This window comes from Pseudoalteromonas sp. OFAV1 (assembly GCF_021532595.1).
Classification (GTDB): domain Bacteria; phylum Pseudomonadota; class Gammaproteobacteria; order Enterobacterales; family Alteromonadaceae; genus Pseudoalteromonas; species Pseudoalteromonas lipolytica_C.
In genome coordinates, this window is the sequence record NZ_JAKGBG010000016.1 from 1 (window position 1) to 18,311 (window position 18,311).

The 18,311-nt window shown below is 34.3% G+C and carries 18 protein-coding genes and 1 CRISPR repeat array; of the genes, 11 read left to right on the forward strand and 7 right to left on the reverse strand.

Annotated features, from left to right (window positions below; translation table 11 throughout):
• Nucleotides 1-904, reverse strand: a 904-nt coding sequence (locus L1267_RS10785) for an RNA-guided endonuclease InsQ/TnpB family protein (RefSeq protein ID WP_235382804.1), incomplete at its 3' end; no start/stop codon positions are given.
• Nucleotides 905-1,137: 233 nt separating this feature from the next.
• On the opposite strand from L1267_RS10785, the gene L1267_RS10790 reads away from it, so the two are divergent.
• The 7 genes from L1267_RS10790 (at nucleotide 1,138) to L1267_RS10820 (ending at nucleotide 6,077) form a co-directional block, all read left to right on the forward strand.
• Nucleotides 1,138-1,434: a hypothetical protein gene (locus L1267_RS10790; RefSeq protein WP_235382805.1), complete on the forward strand. Its 297-nt coding sequence runs from the start codon at nucleotides 1,138-1,140 to the stop codon at nucleotides 1,432-1,434.
• A 61-nt stretch (nucleotides 1,435-1,495) separates the two neighbouring features.
• On the forward strand, nucleotides 1,496-2,629 hold the full coding sequence (locus L1267_RS10795; protein ID WP_235382806.1) for a PRTRC system protein D: 1,134 nt from the start codon (nucleotides 1,496-1,498) through the stop codon (nucleotides 2,627-2,629).
• A gap of 136 nt (nucleotides 2,630-2,765) precedes the next feature.
• A complete protein-coding gene (locus tag L1267_RS10800; RefSeq protein WP_235382807.1) occupies nucleotides 2,766-3,584 on the forward strand; it encodes a hypothetical protein in 819 nt (272 codons plus the stop codon).
• Nucleotides 3,585-3,670: 86 nt separating this feature from the next.
• Nucleotides 3,671-4,432, forward strand: coding sequence for a hypothetical protein (locus tag L1267_RS10805; protein WP_235382808.1), 762 nt, complete (start codon nucleotides 3,671-3,673; stop codon nucleotides 4,430-4,432).
• Between the two features lie 152 nt (nucleotides 4,433-4,584).
• Complete coding sequence (locus L1267_RS10810; protein WP_235382809.1) at nucleotides 4,585-4,953, forward strand: RNA chaperone Hfq; 369 nt, start codon at nucleotides 4,585-4,587, stop codon at nucleotides 4,951-4,953.
• A gap of 12 nt (nucleotides 4,954-4,965) precedes the next feature.
• A complete protein-coding gene (locus L1267_RS10815; RefSeq protein WP_235382810.1) occupies nucleotides 4,966-5,160 on the forward strand; it encodes a hypothetical protein in 195 nt (64 codons plus the stop codon).
• Between the two features lie 80 nt (nucleotides 5,161-5,240).
• Nucleotides 5,241-6,077 carry a hypothetical protein gene (locus L1267_RS10820; RefSeq protein WP_235382811.1) on the forward strand — a complete coding sequence of 279 codons (837 nt, stop codon included), beginning with the start codon at nucleotides 5,241-5,243 and terminating at the stop codon, nucleotides 6,075-6,077.
• A 40-nt stretch (nucleotides 6,078-6,117) separates the two neighbouring features.
• Here the strand turns inward: L1267_RS10820 and L1267_RS10825 are convergent, their stop codons facing one another.
• Both L1267_RS10825 and L1267_RS10830 read right to left on the reverse strand, forming a co-directional pair.
• Nucleotides 6,118-6,384, reverse strand: a complete 267-nt coding sequence (locus L1267_RS10825) for an HU family DNA-binding protein (protein ID WP_235382812.1) — start codon at nucleotides 6,382-6,384, stop codon at nucleotides 6,118-6,120.
• A 77-nt stretch (nucleotides 6,385-6,461) separates the two neighbouring features.
• On the reverse strand, nucleotides 6,462-7,001 hold the full coding sequence (locus L1267_RS10830) for a hypothetical protein (RefSeq protein WP_235382813.1): 540 nt from the start codon (nucleotides 6,999-7,001) through the stop codon (nucleotides 6,462-6,464).
• Between the two features lie 155 nt (nucleotides 7,002-7,156).
• Between L1267_RS10830 and L1267_RS10835 the strand changes: the two genes are divergently transcribed.
• The gene (locus L1267_RS10835) at nucleotides 7,157-7,957 is read left to right on the forward strand and encodes a hypothetical protein (RefSeq protein WP_235382814.1); all 801 of its coding nucleotides are present in this window, start codon (nucleotides 7,157-7,159) and stop codon (nucleotides 7,955-7,957) included.
• A 91-nt stretch (nucleotides 7,958-8,048) separates the two neighbouring features.
• On the forward strand, nucleotides 8,049-9,521 hold the full coding sequence (locus tag L1267_RS10840) for an ankyrin repeat domain-containing protein (RefSeq protein ID WP_235382815.1): 1,473 nt from the start codon (nucleotides 8,049-8,051) through the stop codon (nucleotides 9,519-9,521).
• A gap of 60 nt (nucleotides 9,522-9,581) precedes the next feature.
• On the opposite strand, the gene L1267_RS10845 is transcribed toward L1267_RS10840, so the two are convergent.
• Nucleotides 9,582-10,235: a hypothetical protein gene (locus L1267_RS10845; protein WP_235382816.1), complete on the reverse strand. Its 654-nt coding sequence runs from the start codon at nucleotides 10,233-10,235 to the stop codon at nucleotides 9,582-9,584.
• Nucleotides 10,236-10,397: 162 nt separating this feature from the next.
• Between L1267_RS10845 and L1267_RS10850 the strand changes: the two genes are divergently transcribed.
• A complete protein-coding gene (locus L1267_RS10850) occupies nucleotides 10,398-10,610 on the forward strand; it encodes a hypothetical protein (protein WP_235382817.1) in 213 nt (70 codons plus the stop codon).
• 46 nt (nucleotides 10,611-10,656) lie between these two features.
• Here the strand turns inward: L1267_RS10850 and L1267_RS10855 are convergent, their stop codons facing one another.
• Nucleotides 10,657-13,023, reverse strand: coding sequence for a hypothetical protein (locus tag L1267_RS10855; protein WP_235382818.1), 2,367 nt, complete (start codon nucleotides 13,021-13,023; stop codon nucleotides 10,657-10,659).
• A gap of 239 nt (nucleotides 13,024-13,262) precedes the next feature.
• Between L1267_RS10855 and L1267_RS10860 the strand changes: the two genes are divergently transcribed.
• Entirely contained in the window at nucleotides 13,263-14,273 is a 1,011-nt protein-coding gene (locus L1267_RS10860) for an AI-2E family transporter (RefSeq protein ID WP_235382819.1), read from the forward strand.
• Nucleotides 14,274-14,424: 151 nt separating this feature from the next.
• A CRISPR array of direct repeats spans nucleotides 14,425-15,413; the repeat unit is 28 nt; unit sequence TCTTTAAGCCGCACATGTGGCGGATAAC.
• Between the two features lie 63 nt (nucleotides 15,414-15,476).
• Here L1267_RS10860 and L1267_RS10865 read toward each other — a convergent pair.
• Together L1267_RS10865 and L1267_RS10870 are read right to left on the reverse strand one after the other, a co-directional pair.
• Nucleotides 15,477-17,150 (reverse strand): DEAD/DEAH box helicase, encoded by a 1,674-nt coding sequence (locus L1267_RS10865; protein ID WP_235382820.1) that lies wholly within the window; start codon nucleotides 17,148-17,150, stop codon nucleotides 15,477-15,479.
• A gap of 125 nt (nucleotides 17,151-17,275) precedes the next feature.
• A complete protein-coding gene (locus tag L1267_RS10870; RefSeq protein WP_235382821.1) occupies nucleotides 17,276-18,193 on the reverse strand; it encodes a hypothetical protein in 918 nt (305 codons plus the stop codon).
• Nucleotides 18,194-18,311: the final 118 nt, after the last annotated feature.

The following is an 18,311-nucleotide window of genomic DNA, read 5'->3' on the forward strand; positions in this document are numbered from 1 at the left end:
TGCTTGAGGTTCGTAAAGCCTCGAACACTATAACCTTAGCCTTATTAACAAGTGAACGACTTGTTTTATGTGCAAAATCGTTACGGATATTCGCCTTTTTAGCATGGTGCGTAGCAATGCGATGTTTTGTCTTATTTCTTCTATACGAGCCTTTTTGCTGACGCGCTAGTTTGCGCTGCAAACGCTTAATGTAACGGTCAGATCTACTCATGTTCTTTTTCTGGTTTTCGCATAAATCGAACGCCAACACTCCTGCGTGAACAGGAATGGCAACACCACGATCTACACCAATAGTATTTTCCTCCAGATACTCTCTTGTCGAGCCTTGAAGAAAGGACAGGTGTTCAGCATTGCTAGGAAGTTCTTCTTCGCTATTGCCGTTTTCATAACAGAAAGATACATAATATTGACCACGCTCTTTACGGATATAAAGCGAGTTTGGGATTTCGAACTTGCCATGCGCTTTAAAGGATAAGTAACCAATATTATTAGTCTTTGTGCCGATAAATAGTCGTAGGTTTCCATCTTCGCAACGTTCGAAGCTGAACACTTCACGGGTTAGATAGACACTACCGCGATCAGTTTTAGGTTTACGCTTAGGTCGCCCGCACATACCTTTCATGAATTTTTGGTAAGTCTGATACCAGTTAACTGCGCTGTTGCGGATGATCTGACTAGGGCATCTAGATAGCCAAGGAGTTAACTCCTTCGACTTGAATTGTGATGTTTTCTGGTCAATTGGAGCATAAGTGCCCGTTGGGTAGTATTTACGTGCAAAGGTGCGGAAATACTTTTCTTCGTCAACTTTGGCATTCCAAATGCTACGCGCACATCCCATCCACTGGCTAAGTACAAGTTTTTGATATGATGTTGGGTTGGCACGAAAACGAATACCGGTTAACAAATCGCCCTCTATTTAACTGTATGCATATACAGTATATAATAATTCCTACTTCATTAAAGTCAAGACCGTTCGCCTTGACTCGCAGCTAAAGCAGGCGAGAATGTGGCGAACATTTGTTCAAACAAAAGCCCCTACTCAAAGTCTATCCGTTCAATTTATCTCATTTTAATTTATTTTTTTTTAAAATCGACTATATAAAGGTATAGTGTCTTACTATTAAATACCAAATTAAAATGCTAAGTAACTTAACCAAAGAAAAATTAAATCCACTTAATATCCAAACCTCTATTGTATCAAATGAGGATATTCGTCTAGAAGCATTAGTTCAGTTAGGCTTATCTATTACCCCACTCACGGAAAATGAACTGTCATTGTTTGAACTTGATGTAGATGAGGATAGTGAGAGACTTGCCCAAGAACTAGTTGAAAGTCACGAAGGTGAATTGCTATTATTAGACTTTAAGGTTGATGCCTTTCTATCTCAATGCCTTTCAAAAAACGGTCAAAAAAAAGCCCTAATGATTCACTAAAATAATTGTAATAGATTCGAAAATAGATATCCTGAAGTAAAATAATTTCAGGAGTTTTTAAATGGTATCTATTGGCAATTTATTAGATTCCTCATTAATTAATGAGGTAATCGCAAAACAAATTTTACATACAGACTCACTATCTGAATCATTAGATCTAAGTAGTGTCCTAAATGTAGAATCTATTGATATTGGGTACGGCCTAGTCAAGTTCTCTAATGGGTTTGATAAAAAGGGTGAACTGAAGTTTAAATCTTTTCCCTCTAGAGTAGCAAAAGAGCCTGCTACGGAATTTACTGGCTTTCATTTTGCTAAACGAGACACTGTAAAAGTTGAGACTCCCGGAGTTACATGGGAAGTTGGGCCTGACTCACCGACAATAGCTAGCAAGAGTGAAACTCGAGTTTTACATGATGACTACGTCAATACTGAGCAATATAAAATCCTTTTGAAAGGTGCTCTGGCATATATAGGGAAACAAGAAATTGATTTGCTAGTATTAGGTTTACCTGTCTCAAATATGGGTAAAGAGTCGGATGCTATTGCCTTCGCTAAGGGTACTCATAAAATTAATAGCGAACTTACCGTTACCGTTAAAGATGTCGTGGTAGTTCCTCAGCCATTAGGCGCCTTATACAATTATTCTATGAGATGTGATAATGTACAAAAGCTAATGAAAACAAACACTGTTGTTTTAGATGCTGGCTACCATACATTCGATTTCTTAACCGCAAAAGGGCTGCAAATTAACTTTGAACGATCAGATGCTAGACCGGGCGGTATGTTTAGCATCCTAAAGGCGATGTCTGAGAGTATTGAAGAAGAGACGGGTGTAAAGTATAAAGATTACAATGAAATCGACCAGTGTCTTGATTTAGCGAACTATACACCAGAGAATAGTCGCGGTTCTTTATATATTTACGACAAAGAAGTACCACTAGAAAAGCATGTAAAGAAAACTCGGCCGATCATAATTGAAAATATAAATTTCTTGAAAAGTACCGTTCAAGATACAACCGATATTTCAACAATAATTTTAAGTGGTGGGCCGGGAGTTGTTTTCAGGAATGAAGTAAGTAAGGCATTCCCAAACCAAAACTTAATTGTAATGAGTGATGGTATTTACTCAAACTGTCGTGGCTATGCTATTTGGGGGTATTTAGTACTATTAGCAAAACTATTACAAAAAGCTTAGTAGAATATTAGTGCCCATATGAACGAATATGGGCACATACTTATTCAAAAAGTCAGGTATTTTACCCATAATAGTTGAATCATTTCTCTTTTTTTGTTACGATTACTATATAAACAACGATTAGCAAGAACCGTACATGAATAATGAGTTAAAGCACACTTTCGCTAAAGCACTAAAATCTATCAATGATTCTAAAAACCCAAACTTAATTGTTGAAGCGTTAGTTGAAGTTGCAAATAAAGGTTTCTATACAGAAGTTATCGACCTTATTCATGCAAATCTGCCTCACATTACTAATTCTGAGATCGATTTAAGTCCTCTTCTCAGCATTAAAGGAAAGTCAGGTGAAACTGTAATTACAAAATGGTCGAGTGAAAGTATCATATCTTCGCAGTTAGACACTTTTTTGATTGCAGACAATTTACTTTCATCTTCTGAATATCATTTTAATCCATTATCGAAACTGGGAACTCAATATTCATTTGAAACCTTAGTGACTGCATTCATAGCAAAGGGACCTTCTTCTATTGAGAACGTTATTTCAAGTGACTTATTTAAGTACCTAATTCAATATTCTAGGGCAACACTGGGTAGTTCAATTGAAAAAGATATATATTCTCTGACTTCACATATCAATTTTCATTTAAACGACTTACCTGATACTTATCTTGATCAAGTCACTTTTGAAAACTATAGTCTTAATGAATTTGGTGAAATTAAGATATTACTTTACAGGATACTGAGCGAGCAAGATTCAAATTTCACATTAGTCCTTTTATCTTTATTGCAAAGCAAAGGAGAAGAATCAATCCTTTCTGAATTAGATTTTACCGACAATGAAGATTCTGCAATATTGGCTATTATTCTAGGGGTGATTGGACTTAATCCTATAAAAGCTCTCCGCCTCAATGTCCCTTTACATGTAAATAGAAAGATATTATCTTTTTTGGCTTGATAAAAAAAGATATTTTTACTTGACATTTTATCTTTCGCTGTTACCTTTATGGTATAGACAAAGCGCAATCGCGAAGAGGATAATTAATGACAAGCAAAATTAATATTGATGAATATATCATCAATGATATCGAAAAATTAGAAAATTTACGTAATGAACTGGGAATCAAGACTTGGGAACAGTTTGCTGTTTTAGTGGATTGTTCGCCAAGTAATATCTTTGATCATGTTTATTACAAAAAAGAAAAAGTTGATGGTAAAGTCGTAAAACCTAAAGATGGTGAGTTACCAATCTATGAGAAATTACTTCAAGTATGGCACTTAAAACTGTTTACGTTAATCAACTATTTACTAAAAACTGGCCAAAATGATGAATTAGAAGCAGCTCTAACTCCAATTGCACTTCCAAAGAAAATGCCAGATACTGTTGCTCTGAGCTCTGAAGATCTTTTCGAGAACCGTATTGGTACTCCTGTAAATAACGGGTCAAAGTTAGCAAAACTAACGAAGGAAATCTCAGAGTATATGGATCTCGAAGATCCTACATTACGCCGTGGTCCCACTAAGAGAGGTCAAATTAAGCCATCTAAAGAGGAACAATTGCCACTTACTGCATTCATGTCATCGCTTGCTGGTATAGCAATGAGAACTTATATTAGTTATTTAAAGGCACCAGATCCTGAAACTATCGAGGATCCAAAAAAACGTAGAAACATGCGTAGTATTGTTGTAAAACTTTATTCTATTGCATCATATTTACTTGAGGAAAATCGAAAAGACCTTTTAGAACTAATTGTTAGCATTGATGAGTCTTATATGACAGACTATGGTGTAAAGCGAATTCGTTAGTAAATCTAATAACCTCTTGGCATATTTAAACTTTTATTAGGCTCCATCTTATTATGGAGCCTTTTTTATTTTATAAAATGTGTTGTATTTCACAAATATCTTGTTATTATGAATAAACACATCATAAGAAGTTTATAAGAATAGGAACAAATATGGCAAACTCTTATCAATTAATGAGAAAATACATCTCGACAAATCTTGATAGCTCCTTCGAGGTTTTCTTAAAAAACGGAAAGAAATTACAAGGGAAAGTCTCTAATGTAGACGACAGAACTTTTATGTTAATTTGCCAAAATAAAGGCGGTTCGTTAGTGTACTTTTCTAAAGTTAGTACCATAGGTAAGTTAGAAGAATTCGCTGAATATAAAAGTTATCAAGATAAGATAAGCACTTCATATGATAATCCTCGTCCTTCTAAAACTCAGAAGCCCGTTATTATATCAAAAAGTCGCTCAAAACTAATGTTGACGCCTTCTGATATTGAACAGCAAAGATTTCACGAACAAAGACAACACGGTTAAAAGGTCAAAAAAATGCTTGATAAAAATGAAAAAAAATTATTTCAAGACTCGAAATTACAAGGCAATTCTTTGCGGTTTTATCTAGATATTGGTATTTGTATAGACTCTCCAGTCATTGATTTTGATGATAATGGCCTCTTGGTCAATGATAAAAACGGTAATGAAATGTGCTTAGCGCTTGATACGATCACTTCTATTTCGCTTTGATTAGAAATTTCAATTACATACTCTTAGCTAAACTGTAATTAAAAACCTCTTTATGTTAAAATATAAATAAAGAGGTTTTTATGAAAACAAGTAACTTGAGCATTAATTTATTTGAACATGATAGTGAGAGTCCAAATAAACAAGCGCAAAAACTTATTTCCGTTATCCAATTTTATCGCAATAGGCTTGTTAGCCTAGGCTTGGATAAAGCAGCAAGTGCAATATTATTTAAATCTGACGGTAAGCTTACAGATCCTAACCACATCAATTCTGATAATATCAGTAATTTCCAGATTGAAATTCCGAACGCCCCACAATTTAAAAGATTCTTAACTGCAATAAAACAGTGTCATAATGTAGAAGTGCCAAAATTACAAAATGATTCATCAAGTGATCAACTTGTGAATGAATTTAGAGTAGGCGTAAAGCATTATCTAAGCCCCAAAGAAGATAAAGACAAGGAAGAACTCCTTTACGTCATTAAAATTCAGCCTGATTTGTTTGAGGAGTTTCTTGAGGAGGTTAGAGAAGAGGTTGTTGTCTTAACTAAGCGGCAAGATGAACTTCTAAAAAGAAAAAATGCTTTGATTAAAGAATATATGAGTACCGGTGATGAAGGTTTATTTAGAGACTTAATATCACTAAATGAAGAATTAACGGAACTGTGTCATCAACAAGAAAATATTATTGATTTATGTAATGATATTTTTGAATTTGCACTTGATGAAATCAAAGGTTCTGAACCTAGCATTGAATTACTAAAGTCTGATATCGGTAAAAACACATTAAATGAAAGAAACCTTGAAAGTATTTTGATAAATACTAGTGAACTTAGAAAGAGTTTTGATCCTAGCAAGTTAAAAGATGAGATCAAAACCAAAAAAATATTTGAAAGTGGCCAAGGTTTTGAATTATAAAAAAAGCCTCTCATAGAGGCTTTTTTTATAGTCATAAGATCTATAGATTTGTCAAACTAGAACCCGGCTTAAAGCTGGCTAACTTTTTAGCTGCAATATGAAGCTCTTCACCAGTTTGAGGGTTTCGGCCTTTACGAGCAGCTCGCTCTTTAAGAGAGAATGTGCCAAAGCCAATAAGAGAAACTGTGTTGCCTTCTTTTACTTCAGATTCAATTGTGCTCATGAAAGCGTTTAGACAGCTTTCAGCTACACTCTTAGAAACTTCAGCTTCTTTTGAAATTGCTTCAATTAATTGTGACTTGTTCATTTTCATTTCCTTTCTAAATAAGTTTTCAATATCTTTATCGCTTATAAATAAGTAAAAGTCAATACTTATAAGATATTTTATTGAATCACACCTATAAACTTGTTGGTTTCTGAATCAAGTAGAATTAATTTGTTATTTATAGAGTTCATATTATCTACAACTTCAACTATCAGAAATTGATTTCTAAATGTTTTATAACTTTTGTATTTATGTATCTTAGCCTTTAAGCTATTTTCGAACTCAGGGAAAGTTCCACCTTTACTCGCAAAAGGAAGTACTTCAACATCATCTTCAGTAAGTTTAGCGTAATACAAATATCGTATACCCACATGGTCAATATCATAATACTGCTTAAAACTCTCTGATTGGCTGTAGAATTCTCTTTCCGTGGCATAAATTATTACACCTTGCGGTCCAACAAATGGAAAGTCTACAAACTCAGGATTTAAGACATCCTTTTGTGACAGGTATTCAATCAACTTTTCCTTTCCTAAAAGCATAGACTCCTGTCGAGATAAACTATCATCTTCATTAGATAGAGAAATGCTGTCTATATGATTAGATGAACACCCTGCCAAAAGAAATGTAGCTAAGGCTAAAGAAATTAAATTTTTCATATCACGAAATTGTTTGTAAATTGATTCACACATTATAAATCTAAATAGCTCTTGTTGACACCGCTATTTTTCCCTTTATAGTGAGTTACCTCTTACTTTCTAAGAACAAAGTTTTACGAGAATAATATTTCACTTCTAGGTCAAGGTAAATTTATATGGATACAAATAGGTTAATTCAGTTATTCAATAATTCTAGTCATACGACAAAAGTTGATGACTCACTTAATTTTTTGTTGAGCCTAATTGTTTCTGACTGTCCAAATAATTCAATTATTGAATGGGTAAACCAAAATGAAGCTTTTATCATCGAGCATACAAAGCGATACCCTGATTGTGATGATTTAGTTGGCCGAATTAATCTACCAACAAAATCAAACATGAAGGACCGCTTAATTTTACTTTTACTTTGCTGTATCAATAAATTTGATCTGCCAGCAAAATCCCAAATTGGGTACTCCGAGTTTATCAAAGCCACCTATCAAGGCTCAATGAGTCTTAGATATGATCGATTTGAATTATTTACCTTCCTTTTAAATAAAGAATGGTTCAATAATTGCAACTTAAAGCCAATATGTAGAGATTTGCTTCAAATTAATGATTTTGACTTCATTGAAATGTTACTTAAAAATAACAAAAAACATATAATTGATGCTTCAACTGAATTTGTAATTCTAGCAACGCAAATCGGCGACATGTCATGCCTAAGTAATTTAAAAAGGATTGGAATTTATGTTAAAGATAATGTTTTTGAACTTTTAGAATCAGATTGTCAATACCGAAGAATTTATGGATTAGCTTCATTTGAAAAAATGAGTGTAGATTCTTTACTCAAGCAAGCAAAAAAACACAAGCACATCCAGTTTCTAGCTGATTATAAAGATATACCGCCAACATCATTAATAAAAAAAGCTAAAACAATTACAGAAAAAACACTTATTTTACAAAGCTTCCACTAAAAGTAACAACTTACAGAATATCTTTTTTTTGAATTGACTATTATAAAAATCCTGTTATGCTTTCCTTAACAACAAAAAGTAAGGGTTTTTTATGGCATTCGTCAGTAAAGTTAATTCGTTTAGTAATTCTAGTGGAAATCTTATCTCAGCTGCGCAATCGGGCAATGAACGTCTTGTTGCTGAAATTATTGCAAGCCAAAATTACACAAAAGATGAATATCGTGCAGCATTAATGAAATCTGCTGGCCATGGACACCTTTCTTTAACTAAAGGCTTAGCAGAGCTTTCTGATAACGACATTCCGTGCAGCCTTTCTGCGACCAGAATGGCTTCACAGTTTGGCCATACTGAGATCTTAGAGTACTTTTTGACCGAGAAGCATATTGATCCAAATATCAATGGCGGCATGCTTGCTGAAGTTGCAGCTCAGTACAATCGACTTAATTCTCTAAAGTCATTATCAAAGTTTGGCTTCAATTTTAAGGCGAATGCAGGTACAGCGTTCCAAAAGGCTGTACACTACCTGCATGTTGACTCTATTGTCTACCTACTTGAATCAGGCGCCCCATTCACTGTCAACGCTAGAGATTCGGAATTAAAGAATAATAGTGGCTATCAACAGAAATCTCATAGCTTCGATATTTACGACGCTATTAATCGTATGGCAGCTAAAGGAGATGAATTTCTAGACGTTTTTGTAACGCTTATTGAGAAACGTGATCTTGATTTTACTGCTCGTTCAGCAGCTATGGTTAGAGCATCAAGTTATGGTCAAGTTAAATTAATGAAGTACCTTCTAAATAATGGTGCCGACATCAACTACGAAAAGGTAGCAGCGCTATCAGAAGCGGTTAGATTTAATCAACTTGAAGCTGTTAGTTATATTTTAAAAAATACTGATTATGATAAGCATATCGGTCTTCAAAGGGCCTTAAAGAAAGCTAATGACTTTCAGGTAAAATACGATGCCAATCGTGGCGGCGATGCAGATGGTATGACTAGACTGATCCTCAGAGAAATTCTAAATGAGGGTAACAGTATGACATTACAAAGCATGGTTATTCGCTGTCTTAATGGCAAACAATGGCGAGCAGCTATCGACATTGTGGAATTTAATCCTGATATTCTTGATAACGTCGATATTCTAAATCGCATTATAAAATTTGGTAAGGACCGCTCGTTAATGGAGGTTGTGATTTCAAATGGTATTGAAATTAAGCCAGAATATATAGATGTCGCCCTTGAATACGGGAATGGAATAAATGCACTAACCTTACTTGATGAAGGCGTTCTACCGGTTAATCTCAACGAGTCTATGGCCAATGCAGCTAAGTATGGCCATTTAGATATCTTGAAACTTCTTGTTTTAGAAGGTGCTGATGTTACATATGATAAATCTAGAGCTGTAAATTTAGCTTGTCAGCATAATCACAAAGATGTTGTATCTTTTCTCGAGTCTAAAGGTGAAATGCCATCTGATGACTCTAAAGAGATTGCTCGAATGAATCTTATGCAGTCTGAGACTAAGATTCTACACAAAAAGAAATTACACGTATCTCGTTAATACTTACATTACCCTCTATAAAAAAGCTTTACTAATTTTTAGTAAAGCTTTTTTTGATTGCTAGTCATTATCAGACAATTCCTTTAGCTTTAATGCATCTTTTCTCATGACAGACAAAACCTGCATATTAACTAAATTTAAAGACTGTATTTGTTCAATACACGCGATTGGAGTTCTTTTTAGTAGGATTGAAATTGATTCAATTGAAAGACCTTTACCTATCGAGTTTTCAAGGTTGGCATTATCTTTTTCAGACCATTCTGTATAGTGATTTTCTGGCTTGCCTAACTGTGTGTTCTCAATACCAATTCGGAGACCTAACTTTAGGTTGTTTCGGGCTACATTATCATCATTCGGGAAAATATCTTTGATTATAGGCATAAAGCCCCTTTCAAAATGCAGTGCTGGTTGAATTTTAAAAGATAAAAATACTTTACCGGGCGGCAAAGAATGTGGGTTCTTTAATTCAGGATCTATATTGTATCTGCTGAGGAAATTAAAATACTCTGGTATATTTAAATCCATCAATCTCATTACAACTTTTGCAGCTGGTTTGTTTAAGTCATATTTCTTAGCATCAATACACTCAAAGAACACTACACCCTTACTGTTTTTACCTATTTTTGTAATGTATGATTTAACCCAAACACCTTCCTTGTATGTTTTTTTACATAGAGCATTCACATGATCTATCAGTTGTTGTATATGTGCCATTAAAAACCTCATTATGTTATGAGGTGATCCTACCTAATTTTGCAAAATTATCAAGAAAGTATGCGGGTTTTTCCTAAAGAATATTTATTACAATGTAGCTAAACAATGGAAGCATTCTATGATAATCTTTTTGTATTAATTTTACTACGTTAGGTTAAATTTATGGACAGTAATTCTATTAAAGAAGCAGTTAATAATAAACAACAAATCATTTATACCGGTAAAGGGAGAAATACAACTTATAACACTGAGCACCTTGGTCTACATAAATTAGAATCAGGTGAGTGGGTTGAAGTGGCAACATATTCTAATGAGGATGGGGAAATGTTCTCCAGACAACTTCATATGTTTGAAGACTTCCATGTTTCAACGTAGTTACCATCTAGCCTTAAATGCCTATTAAAGACTTATTAAAGGCCTGTTATAGGCCTTTGAAAAATCTTATGGATAAGATGAAGTTTATAGAATTTATATCATCCTCAATCTTGTTGAATTCCTGCTTGGATACACTCTCTATAAAGTTAAGTTCATCCTTGTAGAATCTTGAAAAAGGTTCAATTGTTTTTTCAATTCTAATTTCTAAAAATGAACTCCCCTTAATTTCCTTTCTTCTAACTAAAGGAAGAAGATTATTTTTACATGTACTTATTACAAATTCATCAGAACCCGTTTGACTTGGACTTGCCATTATAATATTTTTGTATACGTAATCACTTGATTGTTCACAAGCTACAATTCCGTTTTCGATTTTCTTTTTAAATACACTATTGTCAAGTAACAGCTCTAATACCTCACTATTAGAAAACTCCCCGTCTATAAAGTTATTACATTTGTTGTTTGGTGGAATGAATCCTTTAATTTGCCAATTCAATTTGTTGCGGCTGATTAGTACGTGTCCTACCGATGTATTTCTAGCATGAATACTTCTTAAATGCTTTGATAGCTGGAAAGATGTCGAGCTCTCATTGTTAGTTGGCGATAGCTTATACGAGTCTCTCATTATAAATTTTTTAATAATGTTACCAGCTAAATGCTTTTTTAATACTGTGCTTATAGTTAGTCTGTACCCAGAGTTTACATCTCCACCCAGCACTAAGTAGGGTTGATTAATCAGCCTTTTCCCCCCTATACCTGTCATATCAATTTCAATAGCGACCTCCATACCGGGGGATAGCTTTATATCCCTTTCTATTTTGATGAAAAGGCCTTTTGGTGAAATGTTGATTGTTTGGCCAATAGATGTCATATACTTAGATTTTAGCTTGATCGGAAAACTGTGCATAAAGCGGTCTTCAGAACGTATATCTTTTTCTTTAGCATTAGAAACTAAAGTTTCATTTATCAATTTAGATTCCAAGAGCAAAGGTGACTCTTGGTTAGATGCTAAATTGCCTCTTAGATGGCCTATAATCTCTGTTAAAGGGCTTACCTCCAGATAATACTCAGACATGGCTAGTATATTTTTTGATTCGCTGGAAAGCTGTATATCAAACACTCCAAGAGATTGTAAGATATCATTCGGGAGTTTGGACTGAATTGTAGAGTCTTCTTGTATATTCGTAGTATGCCCTGAAAGTCGGAGGATCATCAAATCATCAATACTGTTTTTTGAAATCCAATCTGAGTAACAACCTGATACATACTTATCAAAATCATGATAGTAAAATGTGTTTCCGATGTTTGATATGACTATACAACAATCAATTGATTTCTTATTTAATATTAACCTTTGAAATTTTGACTCTTGTAGAGCTGCATCAATGATAAACCTATTTTTTAACATAAGGTGGTTCAAAAGCTTTGTGTTTAGCCATGTTTGTAAAATCGATGAAGACTGCCACCGCCCTTCCTGCTTTGATAAGGTCATTGGTATAGAAATAGTCGAATTTATAATAAACTGTTCGGCATACTTAATTTTGACATTGTTTTTCACTGGTTCAATGTGATTTTGTAGATGTTTATTTTTAGCTTCTTCAAAGCACCTGATGAAATCAATATATCTTTTTATTTCATCTTTTCTTGATATTTCTTTGTCTAGTTTGAAGTAATATCTTTTTTTATCACCATGCTTTGTGTTTATTAATTTGTTAGAGAGCGCTTTTATTCCAATGCAAACTTGTTCAATGAATCCTACGCTTCTACTTTGGTTATTGATAACTAAGAAAACTTCACCTTCAATAACAGAATCTTTGTCTACATCAAAAGCCAAAAAATCTTTGTTTATGTTAACTAACTTACTATCAAACATAAATGGAATGCTGTACCTCGATGGTGTTGCTACTCTGGAAATATCTTTGTAATAGAAGTTAAACTCGCAACATACATCACAGGGCTTTTTATAGAGCTCTAATTTATTATACAATTCAATAACTTGGAGAGGTTGATTATTCTTTGCCGCAGCAGCATTTACTTTATTAGATTTATCTTTTTGTAAATTATATCGAAGATATGCATTTTTTAAAATTTTATCATAAATTAAAATAGTATAGATCCCTGATGATGACTTCAATAGATCCTTAAAATCGCTAAGTGAGTCATTATCAAAATAATGTTTTGTATTATTGTAGAAGTAAGGCTTCGCGTCAGGGAATAAGTATCTTAAATCAATTACTCGATTACATGGTTTTGACAGCCTTTTGATTTCCATTTTAATAAGGAATTGAACAGACTTATTGGCACTCTTTTCAAGCTTATTTATAAGTTCACCCAATCTTTTATGTTCTGCATACGGGATTAAACTTCGTATAGTTTTCTGGTACTTAACCATATCTTGTTGTAATGAGCCCATGCTAAAGTCCGACACCTTATTTTATTTATAAATCCTAAATAGTTTTACATTTAATGAGAGTTGCAACAATAAAAATTAGTTTTTTTTAAGTGTTATTTTAAAGATCACTTTGTTCTGTTCCTGTAACCGAACCTCAAACCCACAAATCATTCAATTTGCTTGACTCGAAGTTCTCTTTTTAATCTAATTGACTAAATATGAAATCAGTTCATATATTGAATTACTTTACAGAGGTTTTTATGAAAACTATAGACTATCATAACAATAGATTAGCAACGGTTGCATTCGTTGTGATTGCACTTGCAGGCATAAAAGCTTCAAGCTCAATTATTATTCCGTTTATCTTCTCACTTTTTTTGGCAGTTATTACAATGCCTATTGTGAACGTATTTAAGCGGTTAAAAATCCCAAATGGTTTTTCTGTAGTACTTAGCTTACTTTTTGTATTATCGTTTATGGTTGTTGTAGGTCAGTTTTTTTATACATCACTCAAAACACTTATTAGCAACTCCAAAGAATATTATGAAATGTTTGTTGTGACTTTAAATACATTGCCTCACATAGATTTGTTTTCTAACTATGGATTGAGCTTTGATGTTCTAAAAGAGCAGATTTCAGCCCAAAAATTAATGAATTTTGGCGTTGATGTACTGGGCGTACTCTCAAGCATGACCGCCTCTACTTTGCTTGTATTTATAATTACAGCATTTATGCTTCTTGAAGTTGATGCCATTAAAAGTAAGGTTCAAAAATTCAGCCTTAAGAATACTGAAATTCCTGATAAAATCTTAAGCTTTACATCTTCAGTTAGAAAGTACCTTCTAATAAAGACTTTAATTAGCCTTGCTACAGGCCTAATAATCGGATTTGGGCTTTACGTTATGGGAGTACCACACTTTATTCTATTTGCCGTAATCGCATTCTTTCTGAACTTTATACCAACCATAGGATCAGCCGTAGCTGCAATACCAGCAATAGCCATAGCATTCATAGTACTTGGCCCTACTTATGCCCTCATTACAGCCGCATTTTATGGGGTTGTGAATATTATGATAGGAAGCATAATTGAGCCACGTTTCATGGGTGAGAATTTAGGCCTTTCTACCCTAGCGGTATTTTTGTCACTTGTGTTTTTCGGGTACATTTTAGGTACATCAGGAATGTTAATGGCAATCCCGCTTACTATGATTATTAAAATTGCAGCTGATAAAAGTGATAGGTGGAATTGGTTGTCAGAAGTGCTTCGATAAGACTTGCAGTGATTGCCAGCAATTTTTTGTAGGCAATCAACTCTTTTAATAGGAATTCAATTTCAATCGAGATCATCAAAACATTTGGATATTTAACTTCTTCCATTTTTCAGTTTCCATTAATTAAAATCATTAACTTGCACAATATTTACTATTTAGCCGCGCATGTGGCGGATAACCAAAAGCCTAGTTGCATTGTTTGAGACTAACTTCTTTAAGCCGCACATGTGGCGGATAACCATAATCTCGACAGTAAGTATTATCACTATCTTCTTTAAGCCGCACATATGGCGGATAACATTTGCAGAATATTATATGCAAATTAAAGCTATTCTTTAAGCCGCACATGTGGCGGATAACCCCTGCTGCGAACAGGGCTTTTTAGCTACTTATCTTTAAGCCGCACATGTGGCGGATAACAATTAAAGAGTTCAGGCTTAGCTGCCGTTGGCTCTTTAAGCCGCACATGTGGCGGATAACGGCTCAAAAACGCGTATAAATAATAGTCATCTTCTTTAAGCCGCACATGTGGCGGATAACCGCCACAACGGCAACAAAAGGTAATTTGTATATCTTTAAGCCGCACATGTAGCGGATAACGGCCTTTGTATTCTGAGTGCTCAATAACTTGCTCTTTAAGCCGCACATGTGGCGGATAACTTCTAACAGTTTTTACATCTAACTGCTTTCCCTCTTTAAGCCGCACATGTGGCGGATAACTCGATGCAATTGAGGCGTTCTTAAAAAAATTGTCTTTAAGCCGCACATGTGGCGGATAACTTTCACTTTTTAGAGTGCGCAGCACTCGACTTTCTTTAAGCCGCACATGTGGCGGATAACAGTAGTCAGGTAAATCAGCTCGTCTGTCTTTATCTTTAAGCCGCACATGTGGCGGATAACCTGCGCACGTATTCTGAAAATGACTCATAAAATCTTTAAGCCGCACATGTGGCGGATAACATGCTGAGCAATATAATGTTCAACTAGATGATTCTTTAAGCCGCACATGTGGCGGATAACGAATCTTTTGAACTGCTTATAAGCGATTTAAATCTTTAAGCCGCACATGTGGCGGATAACTGGAAATAGCTTAATCATTTTACTGAGTTACTTCTTTAAGCCGCACATGTGGCGGATAACTAGAAATAAGTAACAAAAAGCCTCTTAATATTAAGACTTTATAATTTTTTTGTCAAAAAACGATTATTTCTCATCAATAGTTTTAACTTTAGACCTAAGGGAGTCTTTTGAAATTACATTTTTCAACAGTACTCCTCTATGTATTAGCCATTTTGCGAATGGCAAGCCTAATACATCAATGTCACTAATCTGTTTGCCTTTATAAATAAAATCAGTGGTTAATATAGCATCCTTATCATCAAATTTCATTGAGAACTTAAGACCTATTGATTCTGCGTTAGAAAAGGTTACTTCTAAATTTTTGTCTTGGTCCCAACTTTCATCACTTATTATCTGTAAAAGGTCTGCCTCTTGCAGAATTATTTTATCTGTATCTTGCTTTGAATCGCTCAATAATGATTCTAGTCTAAATCGTTTAATATCGGATTCTCTGCGATCCATTGCATCTTTTGATATTTCAAAGATAAATTTAACAATAGATGGACTGTACATAAAATCATTTGGTTTCAAGTCATTTAATAAGTAAAGTCCCGCTAATGTCTTAACACGAGATACTGCGACGTAACCTTGGCCATTAGAATAAGTACCTCCCGACAGGTCAACAGCTGCGCAATCTAATGTCATGCCTTGTGATTTATGGATCGTAATTCCATAACCTAAACGTAAAGGAAACTGTTCATAGGCACCTGTAGGGATAGCTTCAAGTTTTGAATTGTAGGTAAAACTTTCCCATTTGAATCGAGTGACCGTTACTGTACCACCACGATTTAATTTAACCCTAACAGAGTCTTGATAGAGGGCAATGACTCTCCCTACATCACCATTAACATAAGCTCGGCGGAATTTTTCTGTTGCAGTAAATACGACAATAGCGCCAACTTTTAATGACAGTTTTACCGGTGATGGTAATTGAGTGTTTTCTACATTAAATTTACTTGAGACATTAGCAGAATATGTCCTACCAGAGGCTTTAATGTTATCCAAACACTCATTATTCCAGAGTTCAGCCTTCTTATTGGTTGTAAATAGCCTTAAAATATCGTCACTAGGGTTTCTGTTGGCATTCTTATTTAAAAACGCTACAGACCTTTCCAGATGGCTTCCTAGGCGAATATTACGTAATGCTGAGATGTAATCTTCTTCATGGAACCTAGATGATGCAGTTAACAGAACAAAAGTAAAATTTAGTTTATCCCAAACGTGAGCAGAGGTTGGGTACAATATAGGGTTAATTGGATTTTGATTGTATTTATCGCAAATATGATGATATGAGACATCAGAACGGTCACAGAATGGTTCTAGTTGTCCTAAGTCGCCTAACCCTATTACTTGTTTACCACCGAATGGTTTATTGGTATTATTTGCTATACGTAACCTTTTATCCATGATGTCTAAATGATCACATCTAATCATGGAAATTTCTTCTAATATGATAGTTTTAACTTTTCTCAGCTTGGCTATCAGCGATTTTGACATGCATTCAGCTTCTTCAGGTCTAACGAAATTTGATTTAATACTGAAAAATTTATGATAAGTTTCACCATTTATATTTAACGCAGAATTACCGGTTGGAGATAACGCTGCGGTACAATCAAAATGTTTTTTGATTACTTCAATAAGATAGCTTTTACCCACGCCACCAGCTCCCGTAATAAAAACGTTTAAACCTAGCTTACAGTATTCGAATGCTATACGCTGCTCTATGTTTAAAGAGTTAATGTTAGGTGCTGCCATCATAATAAAATAGACCTTATCTTTTTTTGTAATCAATATTATAATGTCTATTTTATATTTTTCAATTAAATTGAAGTCTTTATTACTACTTTCACCTTAAGGGTTAATGAACAGCCACCTACTACGATTTATTTGTTATTTTGCCTATTTGCTGCATGAAATCGATTCTCGGATGACGCAGGTAAAAGTATTAACTCGGTGCCTTTGTTTTCATTTAAAACGACCTTACAATCAGATCTTGATTTACGGACACGATTTCTTATCTTAGGCATACCAACCTTTACAAAATTATCCGTAAAAACAAACACTGGCATGCTAGCCATTAATTGTTTATTGACACCTTCCACACTGCGAATATTTAAAACAGGCCTTGGCGCACCTCTTCTTGCTAAGCGGAACCTAAATCTCGACTCGGATGTTCCTTTAAATTTAGCAATCTGTTGTTTTATTTTTTCTTCTGCTTTTGTTCCCAATACACTGTCTAGCTTGTCATACAAAAGAGCTATCGCTTGAGACTTTGTTAGACTCTGAACGACCGGTTTCTTTACAATCGATAATCCAGCATAGCTTAGGTTTGTTTCTACAAAATGTAATTGTCTAAAAGCTTGTTTTAAAGAAAGCATTGAACAACTCTCTTGCCAAAGCTCTTTAATGATATTTTTATCACCTTTTATTTCATCTATAAGCCTTTTATTGGTAGCAATGGCCCTTGCTTTGATTGATTGGTATCGTTGAAGCTCTGGTTTCAAAATATGCTTGAGAGTAGGCTTACATTGAATGATACCCGGTCTTCTAAAAGCCTCTTTAGAGTCTTGGTCTTTCTTGTATGAAACAGTCGAAAAAATATGTAAAGCGCTATCTTGTTCGATGCCATTTAGGATTGTTGTCTCACGTGTATCAAAATTCATGTCAGTGACGATGATATTGCATAAAGACTCGTCAAACTGCATAAGCATAGATTGGATCTGCTGACCAGAATCCTTAATGTCAGAAATTATAGAGATCATATCAGCTTTGATGCCATCAACGTTTAAACGTAAGCTCATAGGAAGGTTTTTTATGTTGTTAGTGTTATAACAAAGACTATAATTATATTGCACAAAATTCAAGCTACTAGTAGAGAAAATTATTCTTCATTTTTGTTTTAAAATAGAATTAATTTTG